This is a genomic window from Emticicia sp. 21SJ11W-3 (assembly GCF_024138715.1).
GTDB classification, from domain to species: domain Bacteria; phylum Bacteroidota; class Bacteroidia; order Cytophagales; family Spirosomataceae; genus Emticicia; species Emticicia fluvialis.
The window spans coordinates 2,483,425-2,499,698 of record NZ_CP092074.1 but is presented as its reverse complement, the minus strand read 5'-3'; the positions used below and the strand labels follow the sequence as shown (position 1 = coordinate 2,499,698).

General features: G+C 42.3%; 13 protein-coding genes. 8 read left to right on the top strand and 5 right to left on the bottom strand.

Annotated elements, in window-relative coordinates; all coding sequences use genetic code 11:
• Positions 1-17 precede the first annotated feature (17 nt).
• Positions 18-1,163: a methionine aminotransferase gene (locus MB380_RS10595; RefSeq protein ID WP_253535358.1), complete on the top strand. Its 1,146-nt coding sequence runs from the start codon at positions 18-20 to the stop codon at positions 1,161-1,163.
• Between the two features lie 55 nt (positions 1,164-1,218).
• Here the strand turns inward: MB380_RS10595 and MB380_RS10590 are convergent, their stop codons facing one another.
• Together MB380_RS10590 and MB380_RS10585 are read right to left on the bottom strand one after the other, a co-directional pair.
• The gene (locus MB380_RS10590; RefSeq protein WP_253535356.1) at positions 1,219-2,343 is read right to left on the bottom strand and encodes a hypothetical protein; all 1,125 of its coding nucleotides are present in this window, start codon (positions 2,341-2,343) and stop codon (positions 1,219-1,221) included.
• A 100-nt stretch (positions 2,344-2,443) separates the two neighbouring features.
• Positions 2,444-3,637 (bottom strand): histidinol-phosphate transaminase, encoded by a 1,194-nt coding sequence (locus MB380_RS10585; protein ID WP_253535354.1) that lies wholly within the window; start codon positions 3,635-3,637, stop codon positions 2,444-2,446.
• A gap of 967 nt (positions 3,638-4,604) precedes the next feature.
• Here MB380_RS10585 and MB380_RS10580 point away from each other — a divergent pair.
• From MB380_RS10580 to MB380_RS10570, 3 genes are read left to right on the top strand one after another with little or no spacing between them, the layout of a single operon-like run.
• Complete coding sequence (locus tag MB380_RS10580; RefSeq protein ID WP_253535352.1) at positions 4,605-7,775, top strand: SusC/RagA family TonB-linked outer membrane protein; 3,171 nt, start codon at positions 4,605-4,607, stop codon at positions 7,773-7,775.
• Between the two features lie 41 nt (positions 7,776-7,816).
• Complete coding sequence (locus tag MB380_RS10575; RefSeq protein WP_253535350.1) at positions 7,817-9,286, top strand: SusD/RagB family nutrient-binding outer membrane lipoprotein; 1,470 nt, start codon at positions 7,817-7,819, stop codon at positions 9,284-9,286.
• 45 nt (positions 9,287-9,331) lie between these two features.
• Complete coding sequence (locus MB380_RS10570; protein WP_253535348.1) at positions 9,332-9,805, top strand: hypothetical protein; 474 nt, start codon at positions 9,332-9,334, stop codon at positions 9,803-9,805.
• A gap of 59 nt (positions 9,806-9,864) precedes the next feature.
• Here MB380_RS10570 and MB380_RS10565 read toward each other — a convergent pair whose 3' ends face one another.
• The 3 genes from MB380_RS10565 to MB380_RS10555 all read right to left on the bottom strand — a co-directional run bounded on the left by MB380_RS10565 (position 9,865) and on the right by MB380_RS10555 (position 12,181).
• Complete coding sequence (locus MB380_RS10565; protein WP_253535346.1) at positions 9,865-10,590, bottom strand: hypothetical protein; 726 nt, start codon at positions 10,588-10,590, stop codon at positions 9,865-9,867.
• Positions 10,556-11,656, bottom strand: coding sequence for an AMP-binding protein (locus MB380_RS10560; RefSeq protein WP_253535344.1), 1,101 nt, complete (start codon positions 11,654-11,656; stop codon positions 10,556-10,558). Before MB380_RS10560 ends, MB380_RS10565 begins: the two co-directional genes overlap by 35 nt.
• A gap of 66 nt (positions 11,657-11,722) precedes the next feature.
• The gene (locus tag MB380_RS10555; protein ID WP_253535342.1) at positions 11,723-12,181 is read right to left on the bottom strand and encodes a ubiquinol-cytochrome c reductase iron-sulfur subunit; all 459 of its coding nucleotides are present in this window, start codon (positions 12,179-12,181) and stop codon (positions 11,723-11,725) included.
• A gap of 325 nt (positions 12,182-12,506) precedes the next feature.
• Here MB380_RS10555 and MB380_RS10550 point away from each other — a divergent pair, with 325 nt between their 5' ends.
• The 4 genes from MB380_RS10550 (at position 12,507) to MB380_RS10535 (ending at position 16,252) form a co-directional block, all read left to right on the top strand.
• Positions 12,507-12,977, top strand: a complete 471-nt coding sequence (locus MB380_RS10550; RefSeq protein ID WP_101727034.1) for a DUF2452 domain-containing protein — start codon at positions 12,507-12,509, stop codon at positions 12,975-12,977.
• A 353-nt stretch (positions 12,978-13,330) separates the two neighbouring features.
• Positions 13,331-14,143, top strand: a complete 813-nt coding sequence (gene menB / locus MB380_RS10545; protein WP_253535340.1) for a 1,4-dihydroxy-2-naphthoyl-CoA synthase — start codon at positions 13,331-13,333, stop codon at positions 14,141-14,143.
• A 74-nt stretch (positions 14,144-14,217) separates the two neighbouring features.
• Complete coding sequence (locus MB380_RS10540) at positions 14,218-14,628, top strand: EVE domain-containing protein (RefSeq protein ID WP_101727036.1); 411 nt, start codon at positions 14,218-14,220, stop codon at positions 14,626-14,628.
• On the top strand, positions 14,618-16,252 hold the full coding sequence (locus MB380_RS10535) for a hypothetical protein (RefSeq protein ID WP_253535338.1): 1,635 nt from the start codon (positions 14,618-14,620) through the stop codon (positions 16,250-16,252). The genes MB380_RS10540 and MB380_RS10535 overlap by 11 nt, the downstream gene beginning before the upstream one ends.
• The last annotated feature ends 22 nt before the right edge of the window (positions 16,253-16,274 follow it).

Sequence of the window (16,274 nt, the reverse complement as noted above, 5' to 3'; positions counted from 1 at the left end):
GCAGATTTGTACAACTAATGACAATTAACTCTAAACAACCCCATGTGGGTACCACTATTTTTACGGTCATGTCTCAACTGGCCGCTGAAACCGGGGCATTGAATCTTTCGCAGGGCTTTCCGAACTACAATTGTTCTCCGAAGCTGATTGAGTTGGTAAGCCATTACATGCAAAAAGGCATGAACCAATATGCCCCTATGGCAGGCATAATGCCTTTGCGGGAAATACTGGCGCAAAAAACCGCCGATGTATATAATCTGCAGTATAACCCGAACGATGAAATTACCATTGTTTCCGGCTGTACTGAAGCCATTTATGCTACCATGGCAACTATTGTGCATCCGGGCGATGAAGTAATCGTTTTTGAACCGGCCTACGACAGTTACGTACCGTCTATAGAGTTAAATGGCGGTAAGGCTGTTTATGTAACACTAACAGCGGCCAACGACTTTGCCATCGACTGGGCCGAAGTAAAAACCAAAATTACCGAGCGAACCAGAGCCATTATGCTGACAACACCTCATAACCCAACAGGCAAGTGCTTAACCCGCGAAGACCTGAACCAGCTGGCAGATGTGCTGAAAGGCACAGATATTTTTATAATGTCTGATGAAGTTTACGAGCATATTATTTTTGATAGCAGACAGCATTTGTCGCCCGCCATGCACCCTGAACTTAAAGAGCGTACGTTTTTATGTGGTTCGTTCGGTAAGACTTTTCATACAACAGGCTGGAAACTCGGTTACTGCATGGCGCCTAAAGCATTAACGGCCGAGTTCAGGAAAACCCACCAATGGATAACCTTTGCATCGCCCACACCCATGCAATATGCCTTTGCTGATTTTATGAAAGACCCAGACAATTATCTGTCGGTGCGTGCTTTCTATGAAGAAAAACGCAATAAATTCATTCATTGGCTGAAAGGCTCAAAATTTACATGGAAACCCGCCGAAGGCAGTTTCTTTCAGATGCTTTCTTACACAGCCATTACCGACGAACCGGATTATGACCTGGCCGTAAGGTGGACAAAAGAAATTGGAGTGGCGTCAATACCGGTTTCGGTGTTTTATCATAACCGCTACGATAACAAAATACTAAGGTTCTGTTTTGCAAAAGACGATGAAATGTTGGAAAAAGCAGCAGAAAGGCTTTGCAGATTATAAAAAAAGACAGGAAGCACTTGCGTGCTTCCCATCGCCACTTAAACCCCGAAAAAATTCAGGCTTTAACTTTTTCTACTTCCGGTTTTGAAAACCGGATTACGGCCTTGATACTCCGGGCAAGGTATTTTGGCATAAAGCTGCAAAATATTAAGCCAAAGCCTGTAAATAACAAGGTTTCGGTATGTGCAAAGAAGGTTCCGGCTGTAAGAATACCCATCACCAGAATGGTTGAAAAAGGTAAAGAAAAAGCCAGTACCAATACTGCAAATTCAATGTTAAAAGTGCGCTTCTCTTTCGGAACATGATTGTTTTCTTCTTTAAGAGCAACCGCCGACATGTGCGCAAAAGGCCAGAAACTACACGAACTCAACGGTACAACCACCGCCAGCAAAACCATAGCAGGCGAAGAAATACCAAAAATGGTAATTATAAGCACGCTAAACAAAATGGTAATACCCGCCCTGAATAGCAAAACCGAACTAACCAATCTGATTTTACCTTCTTTCAGCTGAACTGCCAGACCAATGTATATAAGTATCATAGGGGTCATGAGCATACTGGTACGGTTGAATATCTCAGATATAACAGGCGGAAGGTCTTCAAAACTGATACCAAAGCTTAAAAATGCAATTGCCAGTAACATAACTATATTAATAGGCTCTTTTACCAGGCTTAACAAAAGGCTTTTCACCTTCCCTTCTTCTTTCACCTCATGTGCCTTGTTGTTTTTCAGGTACAGATTCATGGCTACAAAGTATAGAAAATTAAGCGCAAAAAATTTATTGCCTACGTCGGCCATTGCTGCTTTGGCCAGTGCTTCTTTGCCAAGAAACTCGTGAATAAAAGGGAAACTTGATAAACCAGGCGCCAATGACGGCATCAGCATGGTAAGTGTACGGCCTGCTGAACTGTCAGTTTCAATCTTAAACAAAGCCAGAATATAAGGCATCGACAAATAAATAAAGAAATTAAATGCCAATGTTATGAGTGGATATACAATAAGTGTAGAATCAATCTTTACGCCCATTAAAGCCACAAAAACCGTAGAAGGAAGCGCCACCGACAATATCATTTCTTTAATGCCATTCAGTTCGGTTTTATTCCTGATTTTCGACCTTAACCCCAAACCAATCACAATAAGTAGTATGAGTATACAAGTTTTTTGAAGTGCTACTGCCATGAGAAATTGTAGATTTAGGAAAATACATTCCTGCAATGCCCCGGCAAGAGTAAGAAACTCCTACCCGGGCATCAGTGAATAATTTTGTATGTCTCTTAAATTAGCTAAGCTCTCCAAGTGTTTTTACAAAGAGCTTCATTTCGTCCATAGTGCCGATACTTACACGGCACCAGGTTTTCTTCTGGATGTCGAACGTACGGATGCCTACACCTTTTGAATACATTTTGGCAAGGAAATCACGGCCATCCATCGCAATCGGGAATATCACAAAGTTGGTATAAGATGGTATATATTTGTAGTTCATTTTATCAAGGTTGGCATACAGATAGGCCTTAGCCTCAGAGTTCAACTTTTTGGTAGTAGCCTGAAACTCCATATCTTCAATACTTGCCGATGCAGCCAATACCGAAGTATAAGAAATACCCATACCGCCTCTGGTTATGTTCTGAATCTTATTCAGGAACGACGGCAGCGCGGCAATGTAACCTACACGCAAACCGGCCATACCCATAATTTTAGAAAACGTACGGGCAATAATAACATTTTTGTTTTGCGCCAGTAAAGAAACCATACTTTGGGTTTCGGTGCCTTCGGCCAGTTCCAGATAAGCTTCATCAATAAAAACCGGAACTTTCTCAGAAACTCGTGAGCAGAAATCAAGCAGTTCTTTACCAGATGTAATACTGCCTGTCGGGTTATTAGGGTTGCAGATGTAAACCAGCTTGGTATCGGCATCAATGGCAGCTTCCATGGCAGGCAGGTCATGCGACCAGTCGGCTTTGCAAGGTACGGCTTTCCACTTTGCGCCTACCGACTTGGCAACGCTCACCAAAGACATATAACAAGGGTCTGCTGAAACTATGTTTCCGCCATGCATAAACTGCACAATCGCTACTTTCTCTAACAAATCAGACGAACCCGGCCCCATCATAATATGATTCGGCGTTACACCCGGCCCTTCTTTTTTAACAATTTTGCCAACCAGGTCGCTCAGTTCTTTCCAGGCATATCTGTTACCTAATGATACCGAGTCTACCACTGCCTGCTTTGCGCTGGCGGGTGGCCCGTATGGGTTTTCGTTGGCATTGAGGCGAGCCTTTAACTGCGTAACATCAGGCGGATTGCTGATGAAGTGTTCGCGCATTAAAGGAGTATAATATAGTCTGTTTTTATTGTCTAACATTACAGGAGTGTTCGGAAATGCACCCATACTTAGTTGTGGGGCAATTACCATTCCACCAAGGGTCATCAAGCCTGATTTTAATAGGTTACGTCTGTCAATGTTCTGATTCATTTTCTTCAATGTTAAAAAGTGAAATTTGTAAGCTTTTTGTAATCTGATAGTATAAAATAAGATTAAGTGTACTTTATCTAAAACAGACAGTTGTTTAATGTGACTGAATTGATAAATTCAGAAGAAATTGGCTTGCTGAAACATTAAAGTATTGCTGAAGTACCTTAATGTGCTTATTAGAAATTATAGAAAAGTATCAACACAGGCAAAAGTAACTATAATACAAATATTTGTCAATATTTATTATCTGTATTTTTTAACGTGTTTTTTACTAAAATTTATTTTTAATTAAATTATAGATTATATTTTAAACCTGTTTTATGTATATTTTATATTTAATTTATGTTTTAATGTTAAAATTTATACTTCTAATATATTCTACAAATTGACCAATTACCAACACATTATTCTACATTATTGTACATATTCAAGTTAATATTTAAAGATTTAAACTATTTTTAATACAATATTAAAATTTTGTTAAAATAATTTGCAAGTATTTTTTATAACATATACTATTGCATTAGAAATTATTAGAAAAGTACAATAAACTTCATCAGAAACTCACTTCCGACCGCATAAGCCGAGTATCTGAACCCTAAAACATTTTGAAACTTCTTTTAAGTGAAGTTGCGGGGCTGGTAGTCTTGCCATTTAACGGCTATCGGCAATTACTGAATACCAGACACCTATTCAGTTAAAGCTCAATTTTTATAGCATTTACCTTTGGGTTGCCTGCACTGGCATGCTTTGGGCTTGAATTTGCCTTTTTTGAAAAAAACTAAACTTACTAAACCTTAAAGATTAAGAAGAGACAGGCTTGCACCTCTCTTGCTAACGTGGCTCCCGACTTCAATCACTGCCTGAAGCTGAGCGGTCGGAATTCTGGCAACTGATTGAGTCGGATAGCTTCGTAGAAAGCACTCACCTATCGTTTCGATTAATCCTTTACTTACACCTTACACTTATGAAAAAACACTTATACTACCTTATAGTTATGCTGCTATTGCCCCTGTGTATCCTGGCACAAGACAAGGTACTTTCGGGCGTAGTAAGTTCTGCTGAAGAAGGTGCGCTCCCCGGGGTTTCTATAGCATTGAAAGGAACAGCCATAGGTACATTAACCGATGCCAGCGGAAAATTCTCAATTAAAGTACCTGCCTCGGGAGGTATTCTGGTTATCAGCGCTATTGGGTTTGCTACGGTAGAAGAGAGAATTGATAACAGAACTATATATAATATATCACTGGCTGCAGATTCAAGAGCTTTAAACGAAGTAGTAGTAACTGCGCTGGGGATATCAAGAGAGAAAAAATCATTAGGGTTTTCGCAGCAGGAAGTAAAAGGAGACAACCTGGTTGAAGCCCGATCAACCAACGTGGTTAACTCATTATCCGGCCGTATTGCCGGGGTACGTATCAGCAGTAATGGCGGGCCCGGTAGTGGCTCAACCATTCAGATACGCGGCTCATCCTCAGTATCAGGCAATAACCAACCTTTAATTGTGCTTGACGGTGTACCACTGCAACAACAATACGACAAACAATTCGGCGGTGGTATATCAGAAATAAACCCCGACAACATAAAAGAAATTTCAGTTCTTAAAGGCCCTAACGCAGCAGCGCTATATGGGTCAAGGGCGGCCAATGGTGTTATCCTGATCACCTCAAAAGACGGCGCGGGCTCAAAAGGCCTGGGCATTGAATATAACGCCAACTTTACTGCCGAACGCCCACTGGTAAAACCTGATTTCCAGAATACTTATGGCGGTGGTAATGGTTATGTAACGTGGTATTCAGACGGATGGAGCGGCACGATACAGCCCGATGCCTATGACCAATACAAAGCAGCCTATGGCACGGTAACGCCTGGCAGAACAACCGGAACCGACGGAACAGACGAAAGCTGGGGAGCGCCAATGGATGGCCGCCTGGTGCGCCAGTGGTTTACAGGTAAAGATGTAGCGCCACTTACCCCGCAGCCTAATAACTGGAACGAGTTCTGGGAAACCGGCACGTCATTTACCAACCACCTGGCTTTAACTGGGGCAAATGATAAAGGAAATTTCAGATTAGCCTTTGACAGGCTAGACCAGAAGGGCCTTGCCTACAAAAACGATTTTGAAAGAACCAACGTAAAGCTGAACTCCAGCTATAATCTGAATAAATTTTTATCTGCTGCCGTTTCCGGCGAATACATCAAGTCTGGTGGTAACCGCACTTACCAGAATGGCGACACCTTCATCTGGTCGCACAGGCACGTTTCATGGGACCAGCTGGCCAATTACCGTGATTACACCGGCGTACACATTCAGAGAGCAGTAGCCGGTAAGTTACCAGACACCGACCCGCCAAACTGGCAGCACACATATTTTACAAACCCTTTCTACAGCAATGAGTTTCTACCAAACAGAAACGACAAAGACCGTCTATTGGGCAACATCACAATCAATGCCAAGTTACTGCCTTTTCTGAAACTGATGCTCAGAAGCGGCACTGACTTCTGGACTGATACCCGTATCAACATTGCTAACTTTGAGCGTGTGCGTAATGGTAACCGTACACCTGGTACGTTCTCTGAAGAAGTACTTCGCCGGCAGGAAACCAACCATGACTTCCTGTTTACTTTCGACAAAGGCTTTGGCAAAAACTTTACACTCGTTGCACAGGCCGGAGGCGCAGTAAGACGCAATTATTACAAACGCAACTTTACAAACGTAGGCGAGCTGGTGGTTGACGGCGTTTATAACCTGTCAAACTCCAACCCCAGCCAGAACTCAGTAGCAAGCCGCATTGAAAAAACCAATGTACAAAGTTTATATGGCTCGGCACAGTTTGGCTATCTCAATGCCCTGTTTCTGGACGTTACAGCCAGAAACGACTGGTCAAGCACCTTGCCTGCCAATGCCCGTTCTTATTTTTATCCTTCACTATCAGCCAGTGCTGTCATCACCGACCTCGTTAGTATTCCTAAATCAATATTATCGTTCGGTAAAGTACGAGCCAGCTGGGCACAGGTTGGTAACGATGCTGACCCTTACCAGTTAGCCCAGACATTCCGTGCCAGTGGCTCATGGAATGGTTCAATTCCGGAGTACTATGAAAACCTTACCATCTCAAATTCAACCCTTAAGCCCGAAATTACTACCGGAATTGAACTGGGTCTTGATTTAAGATTCTTCAAAAACAAAGTTGGTCTGGACCTGACCTACTATGACCAGGACACCAAAAACCAGATTCTTGGTGTGGAGATTTCAAAAGCCAGTGGATACGACAAACGCATATTGAATGCCGGCCGTATCAATAATAAAGGTATTGAAATCACCTTGTCGGGCACGCCATTTGAAACAAGAAACGGCTTTAAGTGGGATGTGGCCGTAAACTTTGCCAGAAACAGAAACCTGGTGGTTGAACTGGCCGAAGGCCTTACTACCTACACGCTGCAGGAAAGAAGAGGGCTGATTTCTATTGCACAGGTAGGCCAGCCTTATGGGTCATTGTATGGTATTGGTTTCAAACATGCCCCGGACGGACAAATTGTATATGTTGATGGCCTGCCGGTTGTTGAAACCACCCCGAGGGTATTAGGCAATATTCAGCCTGATTTTACTGGTGGTATCACCAATAATTTTTCTTACAAACGCCTGAGCCTTTCATTCCTGATTGATGTTAAAAAAGGCGGTGATTTCTTTGATGAAGGTACCGGAACAGCCCGTTGGACAGGCCAGTATGCAGAAACCGGCATTGGCCGTGAAGAAGGTATCATCGGTAAAGGCGTGAAAAACATCGGCTCTGCCGAAAGCCCGCAGTACGTGCCTAATGATGTAATAGTAGCTGCTAATCAATTATATGGCTACAATAACCCAAGAAGATACCACGAGGCTGCTATTTTTGACGGCAGCTATATTAAACTTCGTGAAGTGTCAATCGGTATCAGGCTGCCTGAATCCATTCTGAAAAAAGCCAGAATCCAGAATGCCAAACTATCATTAGTGGGTAGGAATCTGGCCATATTATTCAAAAACTCTCCTCATATAGACCCCGAGGTCGACCGCTTCGGAGGCAACTCGCAAGGGTTTGCTTATGGCGAATTACCCTCATCAAGAAGCCTGGGCTTTAACCTTTCGTTGGGCTTTTGATAACCGAGGATACAGTTTTTCATTAAAAACCTTGAAATATTATGAAATCATATAAAATTATAGCTTCATTACTGGTATCACTGAGCCTGTCTCTGAACTCCTGCACCGACGAGTTCGACAAAATGAATACCGACCCTAACAACCCGACGAGCATCAGCCCGCAATATTTATTGCCTTATGCCATTGAGCGTTCTGTTGACCGATACTGGGGCGGCAATGCGCGTTTCGAACGTCTAAACCTGGATGGCTCTATGCTATGGATTCAGTATCTGGCCCGAAATATTTACTCAAACGAAGGTGATAACTACGGTATCACTCCAACCTTCTACAATAATACCTGGAAATCGTTTTTTAATGATGGTCTGGTAAATTTTCAGAGTATCATTAAACAAGCAGGCCCGGAAAGCAAAACACCTAACCCAAATTATGAAGGTGCAGCAATGGTTATGAGAAGCTGGGTATTCTCGGTTCTTACAGACCTTTACGGGGCTATCCCCTACTCTCAGGCCTTAAAAGGCACTGATGGAACACCGGTTTATACGCCTGAGTATGACTCTATGGACAAAGTATATGCAGGCCTGCTGAACGATTTGAAAACTGCCAATGAAAAACTGGTAGTAGGCGGGCCGGCCATTTCGGGTGATATTTTGTATGAAGGAAATATTCTGAAATGGAAAAAGTTTGCCAATTCATTAAGGCTTCGCCTGGCCAACCGGCAGGCAGCTAAGAAATCGGCCGAATCAAAAGCCATAATGGCCGAGATTCTGGGTGACGCCACCAAGTATCCTGTTTTTACCAGCAATGACGACAACGCCATGTTGAAAAACACTGCCGTAAGACCCAGCAATAATGAGTGGCACGAGGTAATGGTAATGGGTAGCCGAACCGACTGGAGCATGAGCAAAACATTTGTTGACAAGCTGACTGGCCTTGGCGACACCCGCCTTTCGGTTTTTGCTAATTTGAATTCGGCAGGTAAATATGAAGGCATACCCAACGGCTTGCCAGATGCTATAGCTACCACTTATCTGAGTTCGGCCTCAACTTTGGGCAGCTTTTTCACACAGGCTACCACACCTAGTGTGATTATGACCTACAGCGAATTACAGTTAATTCTGGCAGAAGCAGCCATTGATGGCGACATCAGCGGTGATGCTAACGCCTATATGCAGGCCGGAATCAAGGCATCTTTTGACCAGTACAAAGTAGCGCTTCCGTCGGGATATTACGCCACTGTTGGCACTGCCACCAAAGAAAAAATACTTGACCAGAAATGGATTGCCTTGTTTGGAAACGCCGTTGAGGCCTGGACAGAATACCGCCGTACCGGTTACCCGGTTTTACCTGCCAAAGACCCCAGAGCCGTTTTTGAAAACGAGGGAGTTTTACCTACCCGTTTGCCGTATCCAACTACTGAGTATTCGCTCAATAAAGTGAGCCTTGATAAAGGCGTTTCACTTAATGGCGGGGCCGACAACATGCGAACCAAATTGTGGTGGGCAGAAAAATAACACCCGGCCCGGGCAGACTTAATATTTACACTAAACATTATAAACATGAAAAAGACCGCATATATACTGTTTCTGAGTGCCATAATACTGCTTTCAGGTTGTGAAAAGCAAGACCCCTTTGTTGACAGGGTTGTATCTCCATTGTTGTTTCTGGTCGTTGACGACAACGGCGTGCAGTCTAACGGCACTACAACCGACCCAACGGTATCAACCAAAATATCAAAAGATGTTACCTTTAATATCAAGCTGTTGGAACTAGACAAAACCAATATCCTTGACCACACCAAGGGAATCGATTCAATTGCAGTAAAATCGTTAAAAGTAACTTTGTCGCTTCGTACCGGAACTAAAATAGGTGAACTAACCACCGGAAATGACGGCAAGGCCACATTAACAAAAACATGGGCAGATTTGGGTGTAGCCAGCCCTAAAGCAGGTACAACTGTATTGCTGAGCTGGTCGGGTACTTATAAAGATGTGGCCTTTACAAAATATACCCGCATACAGGGATCAAATTAATAATCATAGGTTGAATAGATAATGTATAAACTCATCTCAAACTTTAGAGATGAGTTTTTTTACAGTTTAAAAATCTTCTTAATTTTATGAGGCTCTATCAACATAGATTTGCCAACCTCATACCAGTAACCATCACCTATATTAACGAAGGTACCTTTATGAGATGGCTTTTTATTAAATGCCAAATCAATAATAAACTCACCTGAAAACGTGTTTTTCAAAATAAAATTGAGTTCTTCCCAGGGCAGATAAGTAGTCTTTTCTGGCAGATTGTTTTCTGTTCTGCGTATTTCAACCGTTCTTTCAACAAATGAGGCATGAATGGCAATCTCTTTGGTTTCACCAGCCTGACTCTTGTAAAAAACCAGATTCAATGGCAGCTCTCTGCCTGCTTTTTCAAAAACAGCCTGCTGGATTTCCTCCAGCAAATAAGAAAGTTTATCAGCATTGGCCGGATAAAACGTCTGTCCTTCAAAATCAATCTGCCAGAAATGCTGGTGAGGCTCCAGGTCTTTAATTTTAAGCGGCTTTGCCGATTTCAGATTACCATAGATTATATCTTTCCAAACGGCCGGTAAACTACCCTGCCATTTGAAATCATCATTCATCGAAAAACCCTCGTCCAGAATCTCTTCTTCAGATAACAATTCTCTGTCGAGATACGAAAGCTCGAAAGACAAATCAAGTTCCTTGTTTTGTTCAATAGCGCCGCTTAGCTCAATGGCGTGTGCAAAAGGTGGAGGAATATTCTCAGAGGTTTGGAATTTGAGGGAGAACGTAGACATTGACAGTTTTTATTTTATCGATTTTACCGGTTGGGGTTTCAATCATTTTTTCAACAAAGAATATTTCTTTTGGAATTTCAAATTTAGGCAATTTTTCTGAGAACCTCAGCCCAAGCTCATTTCCGTCAGACAAGGGCATTTTGCTTTCAACTACCAATATCAGCTTCTGGCCCAATGTTTTATCGGGTACTCCATAGGCAAAAAACCTGCCGGAAAAATTAATTTTTCTGAATATCTCCTCCCCTGCCTGTTCAATTTTTTCGAGCTGAATCTTCACTCCGCCACTATTGATGATATTATCAATTCGACCAATCAGCCTGAAACTGCGCTCATCAATCATTTCAACCAAATCATTGGTTACAATCCATTGCCCATTGGTGGCATCAGATTTTATCATCAGGCACTCGCGTTCATCGCTGGCTATTTCAACGCCTTCCAGTACCCTGAAAAAATCTTCTATATCCGGGCCGTTCAGCCGCTTAATGGCAATGTGCGACAGCGTCTCCGTCATACCATAGGTAGCATAAACAGGCGCGTAAATCTTCTGAATCTGGCTTAGTACTGACTCATGAACAGCAGCCCCGCCAATAATAATTCCTTTGGCCGAATTGAGCGTTTCCAGATACAGTTCCGACTCCCCCAGCAGTGTCTGTATCTGCAAAGGCACAAAAGCAAAAAAGTTTTTGCCTCTGTTTGCATTCAGCAAATACAGGTGTTTTTCTATACCTTTAAATGGGTTAGAGCCGGGCTCAACAATCATCATATCCATTCCCGTTTCAAAGGCTCGCACCAGCATCATCATACCGGCAATGTAATCAACACTCAGGCAGCAGAAGGCCGTATCACCATCCTGAAGATTAAATGTACTCGCCGTAAGGCGCGCAGAGGCCACCAGCTGCTTTCTTGAAAACGCAACCGGCTTGGGTGTGCCTGTTGAGCCCGATGTGTGAATGATAAATTCCTGCTGACTCGAATCCCAGGCATCTTTAAATTTTAATACTTTTTCGTAATAATGATTACTTGGGTCTGTATTGATATAGGTTCCGTCTTTTTCCAGAAAAATCATTGTTGCACCAATAATAAACCCAAACAGCCCATGCTGCAAAGATTCGTTTGTAATTGTGGCGCAAATTTACTCAAAAATGCGCACAGTATTATTTGTTACATCAACCGATACCAAATATTTCTTCAGTGGTGTAGTTGCAGGCCCCTTCTGCACCGAGCCATCAGCCGTAAATTCAGATAAATGATTCGGGCACAAAAAATCATTGCTGGCCGCCCTGTAGTTAATAGTAGAGGCCTGATGCGTGCAAATGGCGCTCACTGCAATAAAAGTATCTATATTGGTACGTGCCACTATTATATTCTGCGGTTTTACTACCACATTACCCCCTTTGTTCTTAAGTACTGCATAAGTGGCATTGTTAAGGTCTAAAACAAAATCTACTTTGCCGCTATTTCCACCCGGGTTAGGGTCTGGCACTTCGCCTCCACTGTCGCAGGCCTGCAGGCAATTCATTAATAAAATGGTACCAAAACTGATACCCACCTGTTTCATAAATTCGCTTCTGTCAATCGTATTGTTTTCCATAATGTAACGTGTATTTAGTTATAGCCAAACCTTGGCAAGTATAATATATACGTAAATTTTATTCAAATCGTCGCAAATGACACCTTTTAAAGGTGATTATATCCTAACCCAAATGTATTTTTAGATTAAATATCTACATTATCTAAATTATTCAGGTATTTTATCCTAAAACAACTACATTTGCAGAGCAATTAGTCTGTTTTGTTATTCTTTAAAACTAAAAACACCGGTTTTGGTTTTAATATCAAGGTTAAAAAACAGGCATCAAACTATTATTTTTTATTGATTTGGTTCAGAAACAAAGTTTTCAAAATAAATTTGCAAGATGGAAAAGAATCCGATAGACAAGATAAAGGTTGCTGAAAACCCGGGACTAATGGAATACGCCCACACTGCGGGTGGCGCTGTGATTCGCCCTGAAGACATCGGAAAAGTAAAAGGTAAAGCTCAAATGGCCATGCGGCAGCAAACAGGCGAGCAGCTGAACAAGATTTACCGCCAAATGGAATTGCTGGCTCAGCAGGCTAAAGAAATCAAAAACAGGATTGATGTTTCTGAACGGATTTATGATGCAGCTATTGGTTTTGAGCCTATCATTAATCATGTTTATTATCTTTACGAAAAAAAAGACGGTACCGATATCCTTTCTATGGTTGCTCCTAACGAATGGGGTCGGTCGTTTCCATTCAACCAGTTTCTGGCAAAGGTTTTCCTTTTGGCCGACCACACCTGGAAAGTAGAGTTTTTTCAGGAAGACAACCGCAGTGATGTAATAGATTTAGATGATTTGGAGTAAAGCAGTTATCAAAACTCATAACCACGGAGTGTCACAAAGTTTTACACAGAGTTTCACAGAGGAAAAATAGCAACTAAAAATTAAAGTCCTTAAAACATCATTTCCTGTTGAGGCAGACGGCTAGTCTAAGATTAAAAATCGAGTTCAGTTTATAGAAAAATAGCAATGAACTTTCGGATTTTTAATTGGACGAGTTTAAATGATGCAGGTTTCGGACGGCTAGTCTTGGTTACTTTTTACGTAAAAAGTAACAACCGAGGAATATTAAAATCAGAAGCTTTTATAGCAACGCATAGACGCAAGATTTAAACAGAATTAAAAACCAATAAATTATAACCATTCAAATATAGATTATGACTTGGGAAACGATTAAAGAGTACGAAGATATAAAATTTACATTCTTCGAAGGCATCGCCAAAATCAGTATCAACCGTCCTGAAAAACACAATGCGTTTCGTCCGCAGACGGTAAAAGAAATGATTGATGCCATGGCTTTTTGCCGCGAAGAACCATCAATTGAAGTCATTATTCTGACAGGCGAAGGCGGAAAAGCCTTCTGTAGCGGTGGAGACCAATCAGTACGTGGCCACGGCGGTTACATCGGCGACGACCACATTCCACGCCTCAATGTGCTTGACCTACAAAGAATGATTCGTTCAATACCTAAAGTGGTTATTGCATCGGTAGCAGGTTGGGCTATTGGTGGCGGCCATGTGCTGCACGTAGTATGCGACCTGACTATTGCCGCTGAAAACGCCCGTTTCGGCCAGACAGGCCCTAAAGTAGGTAGTTTTGATGGCGGCTTTGGCGCCAGCTACCTGGCACGTATTGTTGGCCAGAAAAAAGCCCGTGAGATCTGGTACCTGTGCGACCAGTACAATGCACAGGAAGCCCTTGATATGGGATTAGTAAATAAAGTGGTGCCATTAGAACAACTGGAAGAAGTAACAGTTGAATGGGCCCGTAAAATACAGGAGAAGTCTCCGCTGGCTATCAGAATGCTGAAATCATCATTCAATGCAGAGCTGGACGGACAAGCTGGTATTCAGGAGCTGGCCGGAAATGCAACGTTGCTATATTATCTTTCAGAAGAAGCCAAAGAAGGTTTCCGCTCGTTTCTCGAAAAGCGCAAGCCAGACTTTAAAAAATTCCCTAAGTTTCCTTAATTTGCCAGCACATACAACAGCCCCATTCAACTGGGGCTTTTTTGATATTCATTTTTAACTTAAATCATTTAACTATGAATTATTGGCTTGTAAAATCAGAACCATTCAAATATTCGTGGGACGATTTCGTTAAACAAGGCGTAGGGATGTGGGACGGCGTACGAAACTACGCAGCACGCAACAATCTTGCCGCAATGAAAACCGGAGACCTGGTACTTTTCTATCACTCAAACGAAGGGCTTGATGTAGTAGGCATTGCCAAAGTTGTTAAAGAATCATATCCTGACCCAACCACCGACGACCCACGCTGGGTAGTTGTTGACCTGGCACCTGTTGAAAAACTACCCAAGGGAGTAACGCTACAGGCTATAAAGGCCGACGAACGACTACAAGACATGGCTTTGGTGCGCCAGGGTAGGCTTTCAGTTCAACCCGTTAAAAAAGAAGAGTTCGACCTCATCGTCGCTAAAAGTTATGAATCATAAAATTATTGCTTCTCAGTTTTTTAAAGCACAAAGCCGCCTGAAATTTATGACAGGGCTAAAAGCAATTATGCTCGTGCTAGCCACATTTTTATTGGCAACCGAGGCTATTCAGGCGCAGAGTGTAAAAAGAATTGAAATACCCGTAGGCGGTGGCGACGACAACAAACTTCAGGTAATTTCGCTGGGTGATGAAGGTTTGGTGGTGCTGTCTAAAACTTCAAAGAAAACGTTCAGTATTACCAAATTTGATACAGACCTGCAATTGGGCTGGTCATTGAACGGAGACCTGGAAGAAAACCAGAATTTTGTTGATTATTATCGTGACGGCCGCGATGTATATTTGCTTTTCAGCAAATATAACAGCGATTTATACCAGATTATTAAAGTTTCAACAGGCATTGGCATCATGCAGAAGTTCTTTTTCGAGAACATCACCCGCTTTGAGGTATCTGAATTTAAAGTGCATAACGACTTTGCCTATCTGGCCGGAATGGTAAAGGACGAGCCTGTATTAATGAGCGTTAACCTGCACAAACTTCAGCCACGTATACTGGCCGGGGGGCTTAAAGGAACTGCCAGTATTTCATCACTCGACTTTGATGACGAAAACAACCTGCTGGTGGTATCTTACTCTGTAAAAAAGGGACGTTCAAGCTATATGGTGGTGAAGCGCATAAACCAGAACGGAAAAATAGTAGAACACCTGAGCGTTGAACCCGAAGAAGACTATGGTTTACTGACAGGAAAACTCTTCTCGCTCAATGATGGCACCCAACTAATGATTGGTAACTATGGTTTCCGCGGGTATCAGTCCAATGGAGTTCCTATGTCGCAGGGGCTTTATATAAGTAAAGTAGATGAAGATAACACCGAATACCTGAAGCTGCACAGTTTTACCGAGTTCAGGAATTTCTTCAAGTTTATGTCTCAGAAACAGCAAGACCGTATTGAACGCCAGATTAACAAAAAGCGCGACAAAGGCAGCGACCTGCGGCTTAACTACCGTGTGCTGGTACATGACATTATCCAGAAAGACGACCAGTACATTCTGGTAGCAGAGGTGTTCTATCCTGAGTTCAGAAACAACAACACTTTTTATGGTTCGCCCATGTACGGCAACCCTTTCTGGAGCCCCTACGGCTATGGTATGGGTGGTTACCGCTATTTTGGCATGAACTCCTGGGCATGGAACCCCTGGCTGTGGTCGGGCAACCGTGGCTTTAATAATCAGCAGTTTGATGGCTTCAAATATACCCATGCGGTTGTGGCCGGATTTGATAAAAAAGGTAATCTTATCTGGGACAACAGTTTCAGTTTCGACAACCTGAAAACTTATGAACTGAAAGAAAAAGTAAAAATAAAGACCGATAACAACGAAATCACGCTGGTTTATAGCAACAAAGGAAAGTTATCGACCAAAATTGTAAGAGGTAACGATGTGGTAGAAGGTAACAAAATAATTGAGATAGAAACGGCCCGCGAGGGTGATAAAGTAAGAGATACATCAACCGATGATATTGAATACTGGCATCAGAATTATTATCTGGCCTGGGGGTATCAGAAAATATCCAACAAAAATGATGGTTCAAGAAGGGTGTTTTATCTTAACAAAATTGCTTTCTGACACCAAACCATTATTTCTGAAA